Genomic DNA, 20,847 nt, shown 5'->3' with positions numbered 1-20,847 from the left:
GACATGAGCGTACTGAACTTCCCCCGCATCTACATGAACGGCCATATGTTCTGGAACCCGCCGACGGCCAACAACAACGACACCTACCCGCTCTACGACGCGGTGAAGATGGAGATGAACTGGCGGTTCCTGGAGCACTACAACGTCACGCCGGAAAACGCCGCCGCCGACCTGATGCCCTGGATCATCACCCCACGGGTGCTGCACGAGGCACCCGCCTACGTCACCCAGGTGCCGGGCAACGTCGGCATGAGCTCCCCCACCATGCTGCCCGGTGAATGGGATCTGTTCGGCGACAACGCCTGCGGCACCGTCAACTACGACCAGACCCGCTCCGTCATCATCGGCGGCGAGTTGCCCAACGGCGGTTACGTCGATCAGGATCCGCTGATCAACCAGACCTACAACCTGATCGGCAACCCGTTCGGCAGCACCAGCCCCACGGCGGCCCGCTTCGTCGACGTCAGCCCCTGGGAGAACACCTTCACGGCGCTGTACTTCGACAAACTGGTGCTGGGCGACGACCAGTGCGGCCTGACGCTCAACCGGCAGTACCGGATGCTGGACCGCTTCCTCAACTTCAACTGGGCGGCGACGCTGCGCGGCCTGATCTACGTGACCGTCACCTGGCAAACCTGCTTCCCGAGAGAGAACCTGAACTGGGCCGTCGGCGATTCGGCCCTGCTGCGAAACCTCAAGGAACAGATGGAACAGCAGAACGCCCAAGGCTTGATGTTCCGGTTTTCCTCCTACCTGACCTGCTACGACAGGAACGGCGTGTTCAACAACTACCCCTTCGTCGATACCCGTTCCGATTCGCCCTTGGCGTTGGCGAAGCTGCAGGACATGTACCAGCAAGGGCTGGACAACGTCGGCAGCATCTTCTTCAACCCGGCCTACAGCCGCACATCAGGCACCCTGGGCCTGTGGCTGGACGGCGAGTACCCGACGGCGCCGTCGGGCCGGCGTCTGGTTCCGGCCAAGCCGGTTCCCGTCACCGGCATCGGACAAGCCGACAACAAGGTGACGCTGGGCGTCATCTCGGCGCAGGCCCATGGCGACACCTTGTCGCTGGATCTGTTGAACACCTTCCCCAGCTACGCGTTCGACTCGAAGGCCCCCATACCGGTGGCGGAAAAGTTCGAGGCCGGCAACTACAAGCTCGGGATACGCCAAGGCGACCAGTTCACCCCGTTGGCGGGTTTCGGCTTCAAGGAATACCGGCAGTCCGAGTTCGACAAACGCTCGGGCATCCTCGATCTGCCGCTCGACGCCGAGGCGCAGAAGCAACTGCAAAGCGGCACCCTTGAGCTGCAATTGCAGACGTCTCCCCCCGTGGTGGCCGCGACCCAGCAGATGTGGACCGCCGAGGTGGTCGAAAGCGGCAGCTTCATCGACGTGGGCGAGAGCCGCACGCTGCACATCATGGTGCAGCGCGACGGCCAGCCCGCGCCGCAAGGCACCGTGCTGACGGTGGCGGAGTACAACAACCCGTACCTTGTCGGCACGTCCGATTACTACCTGGCGTTCAGCAACCCCGCCGACTTCACTCTGTTCATCGATCATCCGCAAGACCGTTCGAAGAACACCTCCAACCTGCCCCAATTCGAAGGCATGCCTGCGGTTGCCCGCAAGGTCAACGAAGGTACGGGCCGTCAGCTCGTCGCGACCCGCGAAGCCGTGTCGTCCCCCACCGAGCAGCCGGTCAGCTACCGGCAGTACCTGCCCACGCCAGGCTCGGTGGCCCTGAGCCCCTGCCTGTCGTACGAGAACCCCATCCTGGCAGAAGGGCAACTGAAGGATGAGCCCAACGGCTCGGTACAGTACAGCTACACCCGGATCCAGACCGACGCCAACGGCGTTGCCCGGTTGACCGTCACCGGACGGGCGGCGGGCTTCCCGACCCTGCGTTTCTTCTTGCACGACAGCGGGCAGCCGCCGGCCATCCCCTTCAGTTTCGAGACGGGGCAGGCCTACCTCGACTTCCTCTCGCCGCTGCGCGTCCTGCCGCGGGAGCCGCAGATGGAGCAGGACTTCGTGGATGCGTGGAACAGCATCTACCGGCAAGCCGACGCCGGCGAGCTGATCTGGACGACCTTCATCTACCCGCGCATCCTGGAGCCCTTCTATTACCTGTACCCGATCATGAACAAGTACATGCCGCTCAATTCGCTGCCGCGGATCGAAGGTGCCATCGACCAGTTCATCGTGCTGATCAGCAAGGAGTACCAGGAAGAAAGCACCCTGGCGATGCCCATCACCCGGGACCTGCCGCAGAGCCGGCGGGCGATCCTGGAGCTGTGGGCGAACGCGCTGGTCAAGCATAACTACCCACCCGTCCCGCTCAGCCTGAGCGACTACCCGCCACGCAAGGCCTGAAGCGGCAGCGCTTCACGCAGGAACGCCGGGTGACAGGCCTGTCACCCGGCGCTTGTCCACGGAGAGAGACCCATGCCTATGCACATCCCGGCGCAGCCCCACGAGGTTCTGCGCCCCCAGACGATCATCGCCGAAGGCCTGCTGAACCCCCGCGGCGTCTGCGCCGAGGCCGACGGCAGCCTGCTGCTGGCCGAGGCCGGTTCCGGCCTGCCGGACGAACCGTTCAGCGGCCGGATCAGCCGGCTGCGGCCAGATCCGCACACCCCCGGCGCTTACCTGCCACGGGAAACCCTGGCGCAGGGTTTCCGCGCCATGAACATGCAGGCCCGCATGCTGCGGGACGAAATCATGGGGCTGTCGGACATCGCGTTCGGTGACGACCGCTGCCTGGTCAGCCAGACCGATTACGTCGAAGGCTCCAAACTGCTCGACCTGCACTACAGCCCGCCGGAACCGGTGTGCCACAGCCGGGGCAACCTCAACGCCCTGTGCTACCACCCGGGGCGCCGCAGCTGGCTGGCAGTCAAGCCCGATACCAACGAACTGGTGGCGTTCAGGCCCGGCCAAGAGGAACGCGTGCTGGTCCGGTTGCCCGACCTGGATCAGGGCCAGGAAGCGGTGCCCGTCACCCTGGTGCACGAACCGGCGACGGACGCCGTGCTGATCAGCCTGTTCTCCGGCGAACTGCACGGCGATCCGGATCGCAAGGGCATCGACTTCGCCGACAAGGCCGGCCAGGTGGTCCGGGTGTGGCCGGACAGCGGGCAGATCGAGCGCCTGATCGACGGCCTGCAACTGCCCACCGGGCTGGCCCTGAGCCCCGAGGGGGATGTACTGGTGCTGGAACTCTGCGAGCGCCTGCAGCAACCCTTGACCGCCGACTGGCAAGGCGAGCCCCGGCACGGCGGCTTCACCCGATTCAGCGGACGGCTGCTGCGCTGCGACCTGACAACCGCCCAAGTGACCGTGCTCGCCCGCGACCTCGACACCCCCTCCAACCTGTGCGTGCTGCAGGACGCGGTGCTGATCAGCGAAGGCATGGGCCTGACGGGCCGGCCGCTGCCCACGCCGGAGGGCGGCGTGGTGCCGCTGCGCGGCCGGTTGCGTCGGGTGCAACTCTAAAGGGGAAAGGCCCTGCGCCGAAACCTCAAATCAGGAATGAAGCCCCGGTCATCAGCAGCCCGAAGATCAGCAGCATCGTCGTCACCCGCGTGCTGACCCGAAGCTTGGGCTGATGCTCGACCACTTTGCCGACCGCGAAATACAGCCGTTCGAGTATCTGCTGCTCGTCGAGGTCCTTCGACTCGAAGATCGAGTCGATCACCGAGCCTGCATTGGGAAACGGATCATGCAGGAACGGCGCCGCGTCGAACGCGCCTTGCTGCAAGGCGCGGGCCGAGAGCATGGCGGAAGCCACCAGCGAGCCCAGGGCCATGACCGCGCACCCCGCCTCCAGCGCAGTGATCATGTCGAGGCTGGCGGACACGCTGAAGCGCAGTATCGCGCCGTACAGCGTCACTACGCCGGCCAACGCGCCGAGCGACAGCGTGAACATCAGGCGCAGGTACACCGTCACCAATCCGCGCGAGACGGAAATTTGCTCAAGATAGATTTTGACCAGCGTTTCGATGGTCAGGCGGCGGGCTTCGAATGCGAAACGACGTTCTTCTGCCGGGGTTACGGGGTGCATCGACAGCTCCTCAAAAACAGCAAACAGGGATGATCAACAATATAGGAACCAAATGGCAGAACCGTGAGCGGAACCGACTCACGCAAGGCTGTCGTCTTCATTCAGCGGGGTGTTCCAGATCAACAGTTCAAGGGCTGCGGCAATCTGGATACGGTGGTCGGCAAACTCGATGGGCAACAGGTCCTGGGCCCGCTCCAGACGGCGCAGCAACGTATTGCGGTGGGTGCCCAGGGCCTCGGCGGTCTGGGTGATGTTGCAACCGTTGGCCAGGAACGCATGCAGTGCGTGCTGAAGCACCGTGGACTCGGTCGCCAGCCGACCGAGGGTACTCACCACAAACTGCTTGGACGCCCGGGCGTCCTGGGTCATGAGGGAAACCATCCGCACCTGGTCGATGCGGGTGACCGCCGGCGCGCCGGCCAGGCGCCCCACCAGGCTTTGCGTGTTCAGCGCCTCCAGGTGCGAACGCCGGAAGCCGTTCAGGCCCGCCGCAGGAGAGCCGATGGCCGCGCGGATCTTCGGGAACTGCTGAACCACGCCCTGCAGCAAGCTTGGGTCCAAAGGCTTTGCCGCGCCGGCCCAGAGCCAAACGGTGGCGGGACCTGCAAACACGATCAGGGGCGCCGCGGTGCCGGTCAGGCGAGCCAGGGCGCGGGCCATCTCTTCCAGCGGGCGGATCTCGGCATCCTGGATCTCGCTCCAGATGACGTAGGCATAGTGTTTCTGCTGGAGGGAGTAGCCCAGCCGCTGGCTCAACTGTTCGGTGTCCACGTCGCGGCCATCGAGCAGCCGCGTGACCAGGCTGCGCTTGTCGATGTGGTCGTGGTGGGTCAGTGCGCTCTTTTCTTCCAGGACGATCTGGGTGATCACCCGCATGTTGCCGGCGATGAACTCCGAGATGGAGCGGGACGACACCTCCAGCAACTCTTCAAGCAGCACCGGATCCTGCGTCAGGCCGAAGGCCATCTTCATCCACATTTCCCAGGCCGCGCTTTGCGTGGTTCTGGCGGAGTTCATCAGGACTTCCGACAGCCCTCTGCGCGCCAGCTCCCGGGCGGTGTCCACCATGTCGGCGGACACATAAACCCCCACCGGCTCGCCAGGGCGCTGCATGTTGGCGTTCGCCCAATGCAGCAGCTCCGAGCGGTTGGCCCGTCGGCACGCCGCGAGGATCACCGGATCCTCCAGCAGCTTCTCGTCCTCGGGCGACGAAAACAGTGACTGGTTCAGGCGCTCGATCCATTCCGGCGGCAGGCTTTGCGCCCTCTCCGCGCCTTTGCGCATGAGCTCGCGAACGGCTTCCGACGGGCGTGGCCAGGGCTGTGCGGTGGTGTTCATGTGATGTTCAAATCAACCCAAAAAAGCCATTGGAATGGTGCACTTTGTATCTTGTCGAAAGTGCCCGGCAAAAATAGCATGAACCCACTGCCTGAACCAAATGACCCTAAAGAAGCACCCTGCTTCTGCACACTTGTCTTGAGTTCAGTGCAGTCACTTCCGTAACGGCCGGCCTGTCCAGTGACGCAGTTCCATGCGTCTCTGAGCGCCCGCCTGCGCGAAATCCGTTCCTCTTTAATTGGAGTCGCTTCAATGTCCAGCGATCGAAATTCAACCGCCAGCCTGCCTATCGTCACCCGCTCAAACTCAGCGCAGGAAATCGTCTCGCTCAGTGACGGCGCGGGTGCGGTCATCATCCGGGGCTTCATGACGCCGGAGCAAGTCGCGCGCATCAACCACGAACTGGACGCACCGCTTGCGGCGTTGAATGCCGGTTCGAAACATGAACTTCAGTTGGTCAAGGATTTTCATGGCTATCAAACCAAGCGGCTCACCAACCTCATTACCTACAGCAAGACGTTCCGCGAAGAAATCCTCGATGACGACCTCTTCCACGAAATCGGCCGTGAACTTTACGAGTCGGAATGCGGCGACTGGTGGCTGACCACCGCGCAACTCATCGAGATCGGCCCGGGCAACACCGCGCAGATGCTGCATCGGGACTCGGCCCAGTACTATCCGTTCGTGGCCATGGACAAGCATGCACCGCGAGCCATCACCAACCTGATGCTGGCCCTGACCGACTTCACCGAAGAAAACGGCGCCACACGGGTGATTCCAGGGAGCCAGGATTGGGACAACTTCGAGGATGTGGGATCGCCCGAGATGACCATTCCCATCGAGCTGAAGGCCGGTGACGCCGTGCTGTTCGGGGGCAAAGTGGTTCATGGCGGCGGCGCCAACGTCACGGCCGACCAGTTCCGTCGTGGCCTGACGATCCCGCTGCAGGCCTCGATCCTGACGCCTGAGGAAGCCTATCCGTTGATCGTCCCTCTTGAGGTGGTCAGGACCCTCTCCCCTCGCGTGCAGAAGATCATCGGCTTCCGTTCGCAGTACCCCCTTGCCAGCCCGGGCCTGTGGCAGCATGACTACGCGGATCTGGCGGACTATCTCAAGCTCTGACCTCAAGCTCTGACCGATGCAAAAGGTTCGGGGGAAGGCAACCGCCGCCCCCCGAACCGCGTTCACTGCCCTGTCGACGACGTGAGCAACACGCCACGGCGGGAAAACAGCACCGGCGCCCCTTGCGGATCGAGCAACGCCGCCGTCAGCGAAAGTCCATCGACCGACTGACTCTCCTCGAAGCGCTCTCCCCCATCGCTGCTCTTCATCATCAGCCCGTCCAACCCGACCGCCAGCACCCGACCGCCGGACACCGCCACCGAGGTGACGGAACCTTTGCTCTGGGTCGGCACTCGGCGAAAGTCCTTGCCCTCGGCCGTGCCATGCATCAGCGTGCCGCGCTGGCCGCCCAGCAGCAGGCTGCCGTCCGCCAACACGGCGCCGGACCACAACGTGCCCTCGTAACCGGTGCTGATGTACCGCCAGCTTTTGCCTTCATCCTCGGAAAGCAGAACCTGGCCGTGTTCGGCGGTGGCATAGAGTTTGTGTTGGCCATCGGCAAACAGCCCCATCAGATTGAGGTCCGCCTTCTTCGAACCGGGTGGCGCTTGCAAGGTCTGCTCCGTCCACGTCAGTCCGCCGTCCTCGGTGGTCAGCACCAGGGACCACAGCCCCACGGCGACACCTTGTTGGGCATTGAAGAAATGCACGGCGAACAGCGGCCGGTCCTCTTCGTTGGACATGCGCTGGACCTGCCAGGAGTCGCCGCCGTCCGCAGTCACCAGGATCGCGCCCCAATGGCCCACGGCCCAGCCCCGTTTGGCGTCGACGAACGACACCCCCGTCAGCGGCGTGGACAACGGCACCGAGCTGGCCTGGCGAAAGCTTTTACCGTGGTCGTCCGACAGCAGCACGATCCCGTGGTCGCCGACCGCGACCACCCGCTCGCCGGCCCAGACCGCATCGAGCATGGTCGCCTGGCTGGCATGTTCCGACTGCACCGCCGGCACCACCTGCAACGGCGAAGCCTGCAAGGAAAACGGCGGCAGCATCGCGGCGATCAACACGCCGATGGACAAAAAACCGTTACGCATGACTCTCTCCTCAATGCATCAGCGCGCCGATCATGCGCACGGGGCGCCTGCGCGGGAAAACCCGTTCCAGCCAGACCGCAAAGGCCGGCAGCACGGTCATGGCCATGACCATGTTGACGATGAACATGAACGCCAGCAGCTTGCCCATGTCGGCCTGGAACTTGAGGTCGGAGAACGCCCAGGTGGCGACGCCGATCGCCAGGGTGATGGCGGTGAAGATGGTCGCCATGCCGACTTCCAGCAACGCATGCTCCACGGCTTTGGTGATGGGCTGGCCAAAAGCCTGGTGCAGTTGCAGGCGGTTGTAGATGTAGAACGCGTAATCGACGCCGATGCCCACCGCCAACACCATCACCGGCAAGGTGGCGATGGTCAGGCCGATCTGCAGTTCCTTCATGAACCAGTAGCCGATGAAGGTGCCGATGGTCAGCGGCAGGCAGCAGACCAGCACCGCCCGCCAGTCGCGGTAGACGACGAACACCAGCAACGCAATGGCGGCGTAGACGTAAAGCAGCATCGGGGTTTCGCTCTTCTCCACCTCTTCGTTGATGGCGGCCAGCACGCCGGCGTTGCCGGAAGCGAGGCGCACCGTGACGTCGGGCGACGGGTTTTCGCTGCGGAAAGCCTTGGCCGCGTCCACCACCCGGTTGATCGTGGTGGCCTTGTGATCGGCCAAGTACAGGTGCACCGCCGACATGCTGCAATCGGAGCGCATCAGCCCGGGTGTGCGCGCGACCTCGGTGGCCAGTGCGGCGTAGTTCATCGGGTCGATGGGCACCGCGCCCATCTTCGGGTTGCCTTCGTTGTAGCCCTCGTTGAACTGGCGCATGGTGGACGAGAACGACGCGACGGACAAAACCCCGGGCACGCCCTGCATGGCCCAGACGAAACGGTCCTGGTACTGCCCCACCGCGACGTTCTCGCAGGCGGCCTGGCTGTCTTCGCCGGTGCTGTCGCGGTTGGCCTCGAACACCACGCTGAGCCAGTCCAGGCCGATGTCGTAGTTGCTGGCGATGGACACGGCGTCGCGGTTGAAGCGCGAGTCTTCGCGCAACTCCGGGGCGCCGGCCTGCAGTGTGCCGACGACCCGGTCATGGCTCTGCCAGATCGCCACCACGAAGACCGCCAAGGCCACGCCCAGCACCCACTGTGCGTTGCGCCGCTCGGCGAGCCGGCTCAGGCCGTGCAGCCAGCGGGTGCGGCGCTGGCGGGAGACTTCCTGCGCGGCAGCGTACTTGTCGTCCACCTTGAGCAAGGACGCCACCAACGGCAGCATCACCAGGTTGGTGACGATCTTGTAGGCCACACCGAGCGACGCGGTGATCGCCAGCTCCCGCACCATGGGAATCGGGATCAGCAGCAACGTCACGAAGGACACCAGCGCCGTCACCAGCGCCAAAGTGCCGGGCACCAGCAGCCCGGTGAAGCTTGAGCGCGCCGCCTGCTCGGCGCTCTTGCCGACGGCGATCTCACGCACGATGAAGTTGATCTGCTGCACGCCATGGGACACCCCGATGGCGAAGACCAGGAACGGCACCAGCACCGCCAGCGGATCGAGGCCGTAGCCCAACAGGCGCAGGCTGCCGAACTGCCACACCAGCGACGCCAGGGAGCACACCAAGGCGAGCAAGGTGAAGCGCAGCGAGTGGCAGTACCAGTAGACCGCAGCCGCCGTCAGCAGCAACGCCAGCAGGCAGAACTCCAGCACCGCCGAAGCGCCGTCGGCGATGTCGCCGATCTGCTTGGCGAAGCCGATCATCTGGATCTCGAAATCGCCGTCCTCGAAGCGCTGGCGGACTTCCTTCTCCAGCGCGTGGTTGAACGCGACGTAGTCCAGGTGGGCGCCGTTGGCGTCGAACTCATTGAGCTCCGCGGTGATCATCGCACTGCTCTGATCCCGCGAGACCAGGGTGCCGATGAAGCCACCCTGGGCGCTGGAGTTGGCGATGGTCGCGATGATTTCATCGTCCAGACGTTCGGGCGTCACCGTCCCCGGCACCAACGGGTCGGCCCGGAAGCCCTCTTCGGTGATCTCGTTGACGAAGGCATTGGGCGTCCACAGCGAACGCACGCTGCTGCGGGACACGCCGGGCAGGAAGGTGACCGCCTGGGTGACGTCGTAGAGCCGCTTGAGGCCCGGCGCGCTCCAGATCGCGCCGTGGCGGGCCTTGACCACGATGGTCAGGCGGTTCGCGCCCATCAGGTCGTTGCGGTAGGCCTCGAAGGTCTTGATGTATTCGTGGCCGATGGGCAGTTGCTTTTCGAAGCCGGCATCCATGCGCAGCTGCACGGCGAACCACGCCATGATCAGGGTGAAGACGGCCAGGCTCGCCAGCACCAGCCGGCGATGCCCGAACAGGACGCCCTCGACGCGCGGCAGCAGGCCGCGCGTCCTTGCTTCAGTCAATTTCACAGAACCATTCACGGCAGGCCTCACAATGAGCGGGAGATCGCGATGCCGACATAATCTCGGTCACGGTAGAGCTGGTCGTAAGGCGTGTCGCCGCCCATGAACTTGGCGTAGTTGAGGTTCACCTGCCAACTGGCCGGGTTGCGCACGAAGTTGAGGTACAGGTTCATGCTGCTGGCGTCTTCCGTGAAGGTGGCGGTGAGGTTCGGCGTGCGCCCCCCCAGCGAGCGCGAGTAGAAGATCCCCGGCGTGACTTGCCAGCCCGGCAGCAACGTACCGTCGTAGGTCAGGCTCATGTCCAGGTTGATGCCCGAGGACGTCTTGTTGCCGTGGGCCTTGGGCGGGATCGCCGGATCCAGTTGCCACGTGTTCAGGCCGGGCGCGAGCGGCTCGCCGTTGACCTCGTCATGCAGCCCCGGGTACTTGATGACCACCAGTTCCGACAGCAAGGTGCCGGTGCTGGCCCCGGTGAAGTCCAGCAGCGTCGGCGAGTTGGACGGCGTGAAGCTGTACAGGCCGGTCAGGTGCCACTGGAATTTCTTTTCGTCCTTCCAGCATTTGCCGCCGTTGTTCGCGCACAGGTCGACGACCGGATTGAGCATCACCGCATCCTTGGGCCGGTACGACAGCTCAGTGCCGACCGCCCAGTCGCCGATCGGCATGTTCGCGCTGACGCCGTACATCATGCGGTCTTCCTGGTACTCCCAGGTGGGTGCCACGGCGAAGGTGTTCGGATCGAGCGCCACGCTCAAAGTCGGCAACTTGTCGTGGTAGCGCATCACGTACAGGCCGTAGTTGATGTCGCTGTCCTCCGGCTGCCAGCGCAGCGAAAGGCCCCACTGGCCGCTGTCGCGGGCCTTCTTGTCGGAGAACCCGTAATCGCCCATGCCCTTGCCCGGGCCGTTGCTCGTGGACCAGTAGCTGCCCACCGGCGGCAATTCGCTCTTGTTCCAGCCGAACTGGTAGTAGGTCTCGATGTTGAGCCCCGAGCCCAGGCCGGAGGCGACACTGAGCATCGGCGCCGGCAGCACGGCCTCCTTGAGCTGGACGCCGGGGCGCGCCAGGGCCTGGTAGTCGTAGGCGTTGGTGTTGTTGATGCCGCCGGCCACGAACAGGCTTTCGCCCCAGTTGATCACCTGGTTGCCCAGGCGCGCCCGGACGCGCTGTTCGCCCACGTCGAAGCCCTTGCTCACCCACAGGTCGAGCAGTCGGGCCTTGAACGCGAGGTCGTCGTGGGCAGAGTCGCTGAGGCCGTCGCTGCCGACGCTCGCGGGGGTGTTGAAGGACTGGGTGCCGGTGGTGTCGGTGGCGGCGAAGTCGCGGATCCAGCTGCCGCGCGCCAAGAAGCTGACGTCGTTGGGCATTTTGAGCAGCAGCTCGTGCGTGCCTTTGAGGTAGTTGGTGAACAGGTCGCCGCGGTCGTAGTTCAGGTCGCCCTGGTCGGCGACACCCGAGCTCTGTGCCAGGCAGCCCGAGGGCGCGTTGTGCCCGGTGACGCCCTGGTTGATCAGGTTGCAGGCGCGCGACTCCGTGCGCAGGCCCATGCCTGCGGTGATCGTGGAGTCGAACGAGCCGCGGATCGTTTCGGTTTCAAACGTGAAGCCCATTGCAAATGGGGTGGCGCACGCGATGACAAGGCCTGAAGCTTTCGTAATTGTTTTTTTCATGCTGGCTCTCGATCTGACGACGTTCGTTAGCGTTCGCTGATGGCTCGCAGGTTATCGGAGGTGAAGAAATCCCTTTTCAGGCGCGGGCTGGCGTTGTCCTCGGTGAGCCAGCGGATGTCGCTCTTGCCCGCGCCGACCGTGGTCATGTCGAAGAGGTAGCGGCCGTCCACCAGGTTGTACTGGATCTGGGCTTCCACATCGCAGGTGCCGGTTTCGTACACGGGCGTGGAGAGCCCTTCGCGCACTTTCCAGATCTGCCCCTGCTTGTCGTAGTCGACGGCCATCACCGCGTTCCAGCTGTCCTCGTCGATGTAGAACAGACGCTTCGGCGCCTGGTGGCGCATGCCCTGGCGCACGTTGGCTTCGACGACCCAAACGCGGTGCAGCTCATAGCGGCGTGCCTGCGGCGCCACCGAGTCGTTGCCGGCGAAGGCTTCCACTTTGGCGGCGGTGTCGTAGGCGCCGAACATGTTGTAGGGCACCAGCAGCTCCTGCTTGCCGACCAGCTTCCAGTCGAAGCGGTCCATGGTGCCGAAAAACACGTTCCCTTCATCGACGGTGTACTGGTTGTCGAGGCCGATCTGCGGCGCGTCGTAGGAGTACGACGGCATGCGCCGCACACGGCGTTGGCCGGGGAAGTAGTAGAAGGTGGTGGCTTGTTCGCCGGCGACGGCGGTCTGCACCGCGGCCTGACCGGCCAGCGCCGCCGGCTCCAGGTAGTTGAAGAAGGTGGCGTTCTCCAGGCGCCCGACCGACGAGAACAGCGCACTGCCCTTCTTGCCCCACGGCGTGAAGAAGAATATGTCCACCGACTGGCGTGACCACTCCCCGCCCTTGCGCGGCGAGATCCCGGAAACGCTGCGCGGGATTTCGACGCCGACGCCGCGGTAACGCATCTTCATGTTCCACATCACCTCGGCGCCGTTCTTGGGGGCAGGAAACGGAATGCCGGGCACATGGGCTTCTTCGAGGGCGAGCCCCGCGGCGTCAAGCTTGGCGAAGCCGATGTTCTGCTTGGTGTTCTCGGCCACGAAGTCCGGCGCGCCGCAGGTGCGGCGGGTCTGGTAGACATCCATGCGGTAGCCGGGAATCTTCTTGAACAGCTCAAGCTGGCCGGGAGACAGCTTGGCGGCGTATTGGGCGACGTTGTTCGAGTCGATGCTGTACAGGGGCTTGTCGCCCTTGAACTTCCAGAAGTCGCCACGAACCTGCCCGTAACTCCATCCCGCGCCCTGGGGCCCCGGCTGCGTCCAGGCCGGAATGTCTCCGCTTTTGCTGGCGGCGACCTCACCGCCCAAGGGGGTCAGCTTCGTCCCCAGCATGGCGGGCTCCACGCTCTCGGCCTGGGCCGAAAACACCACCGTCGCTGCAGCGATCCCCACGATCAGTTGCCGGATGGCATGACGGGGAAAGACTGCGCCTTTTGGATGTTCAACTACGTCATTCATTGCAAGATCCTCAGGGGGCTTTAACCGGCGGCTCGACCGCCAAATGCAAGAAAAGCTGGATGCCTCATGGGTAGATCACCTGACATGATCATTTGATCAAGTCCGAAGATCAGAAAAGCAAGCCATATGCCAAAATCCGGGGATTTGGATTTTTCGCCGGCGTATCAATGGGTTATGGGTTGGCTGTGAATTTGTGTGCGTCGACGGCCCGCACTGCTCTGTAAAATATGGAAACACCTGTTACGAAGATTCACTCGACCCTTCGGGCCCCAAGGGCCATTTCAGGCCCCACTCCGTACGCACCCGGTGTTCCGCCTCGCGCTGCCCCGCCACGGGGCGCCCCGATCCCTTTTGCACCGGCGTAGAACCTTCTGTGTCGGCGCGCGTCGGCAATTCGAATCGGGTCGGGCTGTCCTGCCCGCTTCACATATGCTTGAAGAGATCGCTCATGCTGACGATCGGATGTTTGGTCGGCGGCATGGGTGACAGCCTCACAAACTCTGTTTTCAGTACGTAGATGGTGCTCAGGGTCAGGGCGACGCCAAAGCAAGCGAATCCGAAACGACGCATGGCAAACCTCCAGAATCAACCTTGTTATTGTTTGAACTTGATTGCTGTCCTACACATCCGCCTCATCGCGAGGCTTGAGCCTTACCTGGCGCCCAGCAGCGAGCGGGAAGCCACTTTGCGGGTTCGCTCCAAGGCGCCGTAGGCGTAATACGACTGCACGATCGAGTAGGACCAGGTCAGGAAAGCGAGGGTCATGAACACCAACTTGGTGTCATCCCCGGCGATGGGGAAGAAGTCATACCTGAGCGCGATGGTCAGCCCCGCCACCCCGCCCAGCGCGGTCGCCAGCGCATGGAAGCCGGCGCCTGCGCGCACCAGCCGCCACGTGAAGTAGCACAGGTACACGGTGTAGAGAGACCACATCACCACGTAGAAGTAAGGAAGCGCCCCTTTGGTGAAGTCGGACAGGTAGTAGAAAAAGGTCGCGGCAAATCCGCCGACGAACAGCGTGATGTCTTTCGCCCGGGATGGCTTGTAACCATGGGTGACGGCCATCAATCCCAGCGTGGCGATGATCGGCACGCCGACGCCCCGCGAAAAGGCGTCGAGAAACAGCGCGACCTCGTAATTGCCTTTCCAGCCCGTGGCGATGTAAGTGGTGAAGTTCGTGGCAGAGATGCCCACGATCAGGACCTCCAGCCCTAGCAGGTAATTGCCTTTTCTGATGAATCCCACCCCGTAGCACAGCCCGGAAATCACCAGGACAATGCACGAGACCAGTGCGCACGCATCGATCAGTTCCACAATGACAGCCTCTTATAGTGTTGTGGCGCCTTACCTGCGCCAGGGTTTTCAGCGCTTGCGGGCGCTGTCCTCGCGGACTTTGCGGTTGGTTCGTTCATCCATCCATTTGGCCGCCGCAAACGCCGTCTTCAACGCGCACCACTGGAACGGCTCGGGCAGCATCGAAGGCGTCTTGTGCTCCAGCGCCGTCAGGTGCGAGGGATCCGTGCCGTTGATCCGTGCGGCGAGGTACGAGCCCATCACCGATTGCGAGGCCAGGCCGTGGCCGGAGCAGCCCGCCGCATAGAAGATGTTGTGTTTCTCGCCGGTCGTGCCGACCACGGGCAATGCGTCGTAGGCCGCGCTGATGTAGCCGCTCCAGCAATGCTGGATGCCGAGGCCCTGCAAGGTGGGAAAGCGCTCGCGCAGCCCGCGCACCAACGCGGCATAAGCGCTGTCGTCCGGCACATTGGGGGTCTTGGAACCGTAGGCGTAGCCCAGCTGTTTGGTGGTCAGCACCATCGTGTCGTGGGCGGTCAGGCGGTGGCTCTCCATGGTGAAGTGCGGGGTGATCAGCCCTTCCCGGTTCTTCCAGCCCAGGGACGCCAATTGCTCCGGCGAGAGTCGCTGGGTTTCGATCGCCGACACCCGGATCGGCGCCACCTTGTTGCGCAGCAGCCCCAACTGGGGGGTGTAGGCGTTGGTCGTCAGCACCATGACCGGTGCGGTCGCGCTGCCCGACGGGGTCTTGCAGGTGATGGACGGTCCTTCGCTGAAGGACAGCAACGGCGTGCGTTCGTACAGTTTCACGCCGGCGGCGAGCGCCGCGCGGCGCAGGCCGGAGATGTACTTGCCGGGGTTCAGGGTGCCGCCGCATTGCCCGCTCCCGAACAGGAAGGCCGGCGGGATTTCACGGGCACGCATTTCCGCCGGGTCGATGAAGCGCGTCACCGAACCCAACTCATGCCCCAGCTTCATGTTGGCGCGCAGGCGCTTTTCCTGGGAAGGATGGACCGCTGCGCGGATGACGCCGGAGGGGTTGTAGTCGCAGTCGATGCCCAGCTCCGTCAAGCGCCTTTCCACATAGATCACCCCGTCGTCGTAGAGCCGGACGAACTGCCGGGCCCTTTCCAGTCCGACGCGTTTGACGAAGAGGTCAAACTCGATGCCCATGCTGCCGAGCAGATAGCCGGCGTTGCGTCCGCTGGCGCCGAACCCGGCGAACTCCTGTTCCAGGACAATGACCTTGGCGCCGGCCGCATTCAGTTCGAGCGCAGTCGACATCCCGGCGAAACCGCCACCGACCACGATCACATCGGCCTGTTCGTCGCCGAGGAGTTCCGGTTGCAGGTCGATCGGGCGCTCCACCCAGCCGCCCAGGCTGCGAAATTTCAGCGGTCCGGCACCGCTGTTGCCGATCGCGTTGTTTGAGGCATTCATCTGTTTCGCTCCTCTGTGCATCCATCCCATCGGGCACGACGGCACGCGCCGCCCAAAGGGAGCGTGTCGTCGCCGTTCGGTCAGCGGGCTGACCGTGTTGCCGGCAGGGCCTTTCTGTGGGGGCTTAGATGCCTTTCCCGACCTCGGAGAAGGACTCCAGGGCAAGCAGTTCTTGTGGGTCCCGCATCTGCCCGTCGATTTCCACCCAGCCGAGCAGCGTGCTGCTGGCGCTCCAGCCCAGCAGGCGTTGCAGCTCGCTGGGCAGTTGCCGGACGCGTTCGATCGGGATCGACAGAAAATGGTTTTCTTCCAGCCGCAAGAAGGCCAGGTCGTAGGCCATGGTCAGGCCGGTGCGTGGCTGCGCCGTGGTGTTGGCCCCGCCGCCGTGGTACACCGAGCCCATCCACAACAGTGCGGAACCGGCCTTCATCTCGGCCGCCACGGTTTCTTCCTGGGTCGGCATGCGCTCGTCGTCCCAGGTGTGGCTGCCGGGGATGACGCGCGTTGCGCCGTTCTCTTCGGTGAAGTCGGTGATGGCCACCATAATCTGCAACCGGGCCTCGCGGCCGAACTGCGGGTGACGCCAGAGCGAGGTGGCATCGTCGCGGTGCAGAGGCTGCAAGCCTTGCCCCGATCCGATCTGGATCGCCTGGGTCATGCTCAGTTGGATGTTGGGTTCGATCGGGATGCGGTCGCTGCCCACCCATACGTGGGTCGGGGTCTGCAGGATTTTTCTGGCCGTCTCGATGAAGAGCGGGTTCAGCGCGACCTCGATGGCGGTGTCGCTGCGTTCGAAAATGCGCGCGACACGCCGGGTCTGGGTGCCCGCGAAGTAGGGATCGACACCGCAAGGCGTGGCGTTCAGGTAACGGTCGAGTTCTTCTTTAAGGGCCTGCAGCGTTTGCTGCGAAACAAAATCGGAGATGATGACGCCGCCGTCACGCTTAATGGTTTCGACCACCGCCTCGACAGAATCGCTGCTGCTTAAAGTCTTGAGTGTGAGTGTTTGCATTTATCAATTCCTGCCTATTGGATTTCACGTCAGAAAGAGGCCGTTCCACAGACTTGGCTATATAAAGGACAATTTTGATCGCTCGATATGATCATTTGATCAGGTCGCTTGATTAAAGCAATACACATGCCATTCTTTGAGGAGGCGCAAAACCGAGAAAGTTGAATGCCTGAACCCTGTAAGTTGGATATAAGCGATACCAACCTACCCACTTTTTTCCGGAGTTCTCTTTGATGTGTCACTTCAGGCCGGGTACTTACGAAACACTCACATGGCAGGAAAGGAAATCATTGATCCCTGCCCAAGCACGCATGGATTGAGACGCAGCCATGCGTTAGCATCCATCCCCGCAGACACTGAACCGGGTTACTGACGGAAACACCGAAAAGGAGGCTGAGCCTATGGCCAGAATGGGCGCGGAAGTGCGCAGACAAGATTTCATCGACGCCACCGTGAAGGTGATCGCGAAGTACGGCGCCGCCAACGCGACGACTCGCCGGATCGCCGCAGAGGCCGAGTCTCCGCTGGCGTCGTTGCACTACACTTTCCACACCAAGGATGAACTGTTCTATGCGGTGTACGAGTCGCTGATCAACACGCCGCAACAGGCCTTGGAGCAGATTCCGACGGGCGCCACCGCCGCCGAAGCCGTGGGGGAAATGCTGCGCCAGGCGGTCGACTGGTTCATGACCCACCCTGATCTGGCCATTGCGCAGTCCGAGCTTTTCACCTGGTCGTTGCGCAACAATCCGGCCATGGCGACCCAGATCTATGCCGATGCCGGCCGGGCGACAGAACAGGCCATCGAAAAGGTCGTGGGCGCGGGGCTGGACAAAACCGCGTTGGTCACCGTCAGCCGTTTGCTGATCAATCTGCTCGACGGGCTGCTGGTCGCTTGGTCCGCCCATAGCGACGCGCAGCGTCTGAAGACGGACACCGACGCGGCCTGTCAGGCATTGAAGCTGTTGGTGGCGACTTTCGAAAAGGCTCCCGAAGCAGCCAGAACGTCATAAGAAGCCGGCGCGGGACCCTGACGCTCAGAACTTTTCAAGTTTCCGATTGCGTCTGTCCCCTGCCCGCTCGACAGCGTTGTCGAGAAATAAACATAACGCCGGCGCAATAGAGAGCAGGCAACTTCAAGTCGGTGAGAAAGTTATAAAACGAGTGCGCAAAAAATAATGACTACTTGAACGCGTCATTTGAAATAAGGCAGGCGAAGCAGAAATAAAAAAATTCAAACGTGAGCATGTAAAAAGAGGGGAGCAAACTGCACTCCCCTAAATGAGACAAATGCTGCTTACAGCATATGCCCTGCCAATAGCGAAAGTAGCGTGTCGTTTAGCGAGTTGGGAAAGTCATGCCCCATGCCCGGCAGAAGAACCAACTTCGATCCGGGGATGGCGTCGGCGGTGGCGAACCCTCCGCTGGTGGCGACCATCAGATCCTTATCCCCGTGAATGACCAGTGTGCTGCACCTTATTTGCTTCAGTTCACGGGTGCGGTCACCCGAGTTGATGATGGCGCCGATCTGCCTGGCGGTTCCCACATTGTTCAGCTCATCCCCTCCGCGACCCCAGGCTTGCGCGGCATAACTGCGCAAGCTGTCTTCGCTCCACTCCAGCGTGGAGCCGATGACGCGCATGATGTCCACATAGTCCCGTACGCTTTCCGTCTGGTTCCTGGGCGGGCGACGCAGCAGCTTCATCAGCGCCTTGAGTGCCGGCTGCCCCACGCGGAGCGATCCGGTGGTGGAAAAAATCGAGGTCAGGGTGATGACCCGCTGCGGGTAACGCGCCGCCAGGGTCTGGGCGATCATGCCGCCCATGGACATCCCCACCACGTGCGCCGCCTCCAGTTGCAGGCTGTCCATCAGCCCGATCACGTCATCCGCCATGTGGCCCAGGTCGTAGCCGTCAGTGGCCTTGCGGAAAAACTGCTGCAAGACCGTCGGCGGCGTCGCATCGGTGAAGAAGGACCGGCCCGAATCACGGTTGTCCAGGGTGATGACGCGCAGGCCCTGGCCGACCAGGCCGGCGATGATCGCCTGGGGCCAGTAGGTCAGTTGCAACCCCAGGCCCACCACCAGAATCACGGCCGGGTCGGCTTCAGCCCCGTAGCTGCGGTAACAGAGACGTCCCTTGCCCGCCAATTCACAGAAGTTGTCTTTGCTCATCGACCTTCACTCACAGGCTCCAGGCCGACGCTTTCCTGCCGGCGGACAGCAGGTGCCGAGGTGAACTTGAGGCAGTCTTCGGCCACCGTCCCGCGACGCAGCAGTTTGACGTCGCGGAAGTAGTCCATCGACATCACCCACGGCTCGCACGGGCCTTGGCGCGGCATGCCGTCCAGGGCGCGCTGCACGTAGCCGGCACCGAAGTCCAGCAGCGGACGGGTCTCGATCCCTTCAGGCGCCTGGGGCTCGCAGACGGTGTGGCCCTGCTCGTCCATGAAACCCAGCAGACGGCAGAAGTGGTCGCACAACAGGCACACCTTCAACGTCCAGGACGAGTTGGTGTAGCCCACCGCGAAGGCGAAGTTCGGAACACCGGACAGCATCATGCCTTTGTAGGCCAGGGTCTGGCTCAGGGTCACGGGCTGGCCGTCCTTGTGCAGGGTGATGCCGCCGAAGAGCTGCACATTGAGCCCCGTGGCCGTGACGATGATGTCGGCCTTCAGTTCCTTTCCGGACTTGAGCAGCACGCCCGACTCGGTGAACCGCTGGATGTGGTCGGTCTCCACGGACGCCTTGCCCGCGCTGATGGCCTTGAACAGATCCCCTTCCGGCACCGAGCACAGCCGCTGGTCCCAAGGGTCGTACGGCGGGTTGAAGTGCACGTCCACCGGATAGTCTTTCGGCAGTTCCTGACGGGTCAGCCAAAGGAGCAGTTTGCGGGCGAGTTTCGGGAAACGCTGGCAGAAACCCCAGAAGCCCAATGTGATTTTGGCGTTCTTCCAGCGGGTCAACGAATAGGCGGTCTGCGCCGGCAGCACTTTGCGCAGGAACGCGGCCACGGCATCCTTGGCCGGCTGATTGATGATGTAGGACGGCGTGCGCTGCAGCATGGTGATGCTGGCCACCTTGTCCGCCATGGCCGGAATCAGCGTCACCGCCGTGGCGCCGCTGCCGATCACGACCACGTGCTTGCCGGTGTAGTCCAGGTCTTCCGGCCAGTGCTGCGGGTGAACGATCTGGCCCTTGAACTGCTCCGCGCCCTCGAAGCGCGGGCTGAAGCCTTGGTCGTAGCGGTAATAGCCGCCGGCGCCGAACAGCCAGCGGCACTCAACCGTACGGGTGACGCCCAGGTGACCGTCCTCGACCTGAACCGCCCACAGGCCTTTTTCGCTCTGCCAGTTGGCCGACACGACCTTCTGCTGGTACTGGATGTAGGGCTCCAGCCCGTACTCGTCGACCGTCTCGCTCAGGTACTCGAGGATGTCCTTGGCGTCCGCCAGGGATTTGTCTTTGGTCCAGGGCTTGAAATCGAAACCGAAGGTGAACAGGTCCGAGTCGGAACGGATGCCAGGGTAGCGAAACAGATCCCACGTTCCCCCCGCTCGCTCACGAGACTCAAGAATCGCAAAGGCCTTGCCCGGCTGGTTGCGTCGCAGATAAGCCGCGGCGCCGATGCCGGACACGCCAGCGCCCATGATCAGGACATCCAGCGGCTCGGTGGGAAGAACTGCGTGAGAAGACATGTCGCCTCCTGTTGTTGTGTTATAGAGACCTGATCATGTGATTTGATCATGCGATCATGGTAAGTCGCGCTGTCGCCATGCAACAAGGTACAAAATGCACCACGATCCGACTGATTTGGTGCAATCTGCACAACAAACAAGCAGCCCCGCAACTTCCCCCTCTGTGCGCTCGCGTCAAACTTCGTGTTTCAGGGGGAGCAATGAAGAGTCTTGAGGACTGTAGCCGATCAGCAGACAACGGCCCGCCTGCGGCATCACGCCGCGAGCGAGCATCGAGAGAGACATTGAGGAGGTGTTTCGAGGAAGTATCGCGAGGAA

General features: G+C 63.0%; 16 protein-coding genes. 4 read left to right on the top strand and 12 right to left on the bottom strand.

The window, feature by feature from the left end; translation table 11 throughout:
- Positions 1-3: 3 nt before the first annotated feature.
- Together CAG41_RS26005 and CAG41_RS26000 are read left to right on the top strand one after the other, a co-directional pair.
- Complete coding sequence (locus CAG41_RS26005) at positions 4-2,379, top strand: hypothetical protein (RefSeq protein ID WP_085586546.1); 2,376 nt, start codon at positions 4-6, stop codon at positions 2,377-2,379.
- A 72-nt stretch (positions 2,380-2,451) separates the two neighbouring features.
- A complete protein-coding gene (locus CAG41_RS26000) occupies positions 2,452-3,501 on the top strand; it encodes a hypothetical protein (protein ID WP_085695380.1) in 1,050 nt (349 codons plus the stop codon).
- A gap of 25 nt (positions 3,502-3,526) precedes the next feature.
- Here CAG41_RS26000 and CAG41_RS25995 read toward each other — a convergent pair whose 3' ends face one another.
- On the bottom strand, positions 3,527-4,069 hold the full coding sequence (locus tag CAG41_RS25995; RefSeq protein ID WP_085586551.1) for a hypothetical protein: 543 nt from the start codon (positions 4,067-4,069) through the stop codon (positions 3,527-3,529).
- 78 nt (positions 4,070-4,147) lie between these two features.
- Entirely contained in the window at positions 4,148-5,407 is a 1,260-nt protein-coding gene (locus CAG41_RS25990) for a CdaR family transcriptional regulator (RefSeq protein WP_218189833.1), read from the bottom strand.
- Positions 5,408-5,659: 252 nt separating this feature from the next.
- On the opposite strand from CAG41_RS25990, the gene CAG41_RS25985 reads away from it, so the two are divergent.
- Entirely contained in the window at positions 5,660-6,529 is an 870-nt protein-coding gene (locus tag CAG41_RS25985; RefSeq protein ID WP_085707661.1) for a phytanoyl-CoA dioxygenase family protein, read from the top strand.
- 62 nt (positions 6,530-6,591) lie between these two features.
- Here the strand turns inward: CAG41_RS25985 and CAG41_RS25980 are convergent, their stop codons facing one another.
- From CAG41_RS25980 to CAG41_RS25950, 8 genes are all read right to left on the bottom strand, one after another.
- On the bottom strand, positions 6,592-7,563 hold the full coding sequence (locus CAG41_RS25980) for a YCF48-related protein (protein ID WP_085707660.1): 972 nt from the start codon (positions 7,561-7,563) through the stop codon (positions 6,592-6,594).
- 10 nt (positions 7,564-7,573) lie between these two features.
- Positions 7,574-9,988 carry an RND family transporter gene (locus CAG41_RS25975; RefSeq protein WP_085707659.1) on the bottom strand — a complete coding sequence of 805 codons (2,415 nt, stop codon included), beginning with the start codon at positions 9,986-9,988 and terminating at the stop codon, positions 7,574-7,576.
- 8 nt (positions 9,989-9,996) lie between these two features.
- Entirely contained in the window at positions 9,997-11,640 is a 1,644-nt protein-coding gene (locus tag CAG41_RS25970) for a DUF1302 domain-containing protein (protein WP_368665201.1), read from the bottom strand.
- A 26-nt stretch (positions 11,641-11,666) separates the two neighbouring features.
- Positions 11,667-13,088, bottom strand: coding sequence for a DUF1329 domain-containing protein (locus CAG41_RS25965; RefSeq protein WP_085633751.1), 1,422 nt, complete (start codon positions 13,086-13,088; stop codon positions 11,667-11,669).
- 423 nt (positions 13,089-13,511) lie between these two features.
- Positions 13,512-13,658: a hypothetical protein gene (locus CAG41_RS28705; RefSeq protein ID WP_170930071.1), complete on the bottom strand. Its 147-nt coding sequence runs from the start codon at positions 13,656-13,658 to the stop codon at positions 13,512-13,514.
- An 81-nt stretch (positions 13,659-13,739) separates the two neighbouring features.
- A complete protein-coding gene (locus tag CAG41_RS25960; protein WP_085707658.1) occupies positions 13,740-14,402 on the bottom strand; it encodes a hypothetical protein in 663 nt (220 codons plus the stop codon).
- Between the two features lie 48 nt (positions 14,403-14,450).
- Complete coding sequence (locus tag CAG41_RS25955; RefSeq protein ID WP_085707657.1) at positions 14,451-15,821, bottom strand: FAD-binding oxidoreductase; 1,371 nt, start codon at positions 15,819-15,821, stop codon at positions 14,451-14,453.
- A gap of 124 nt (positions 15,822-15,945) precedes the next feature.
- Complete coding sequence (locus tag CAG41_RS25950) at positions 15,946-16,833, bottom strand: phytanoyl-CoA dioxygenase family protein (RefSeq protein WP_085586568.1); 888 nt, start codon at positions 16,831-16,833, stop codon at positions 15,946-15,948.
- Between the two features lie 401 nt (positions 16,834-17,234).
- On the opposite strand from CAG41_RS25950, the gene CAG41_RS25945 reads away from it, so the two are divergent.
- Positions 17,235-17,846, top strand: coding sequence for a TetR/AcrR family transcriptional regulator (locus tag CAG41_RS25945; RefSeq protein ID WP_085633755.1), 612 nt, complete (start codon positions 17,235-17,237; stop codon positions 17,844-17,846).
- A gap of 284 nt (positions 17,847-18,130) precedes the next feature.
- Here the strand turns inward: CAG41_RS25945 and CAG41_RS25940 are convergent, their stop codons facing one another.
- Positions 18,131-19,006, bottom strand: a complete 876-nt coding sequence (locus CAG41_RS25940) for an alpha/beta fold hydrolase (RefSeq protein WP_085633757.1) — start codon at positions 19,004-19,006, stop codon at positions 18,131-18,133.
- Positions 19,003-20,529 (bottom strand): NAD(P)/FAD-dependent oxidoreductase, encoded by a 1,527-nt coding sequence (locus CAG41_RS25935; RefSeq protein WP_085657107.1) that lies wholly within the window; start codon positions 20,527-20,529, stop codon positions 19,003-19,005. The genes CAG41_RS25940 and CAG41_RS25935 overlap by 4 nt, the downstream gene beginning before the upstream one ends.
- Positions 20,530-20,847: the final 318 nt, after the last annotated feature.

Origin of the sequence: Pseudomonas sp. B35(2017) (assembly GCF_002113645.1) — a bacterium.
GTDB lineage: Bacteria > Pseudomonadota > Gammaproteobacteria > Pseudomonadales > Pseudomonadaceae > Aquipseudomonas > Aquipseudomonas ekonensis.
The sequence above is the reverse complement of the archived record's forward strand: the minus strand, read 5'-3'. Positions and strand labels throughout refer to the sequence as shown.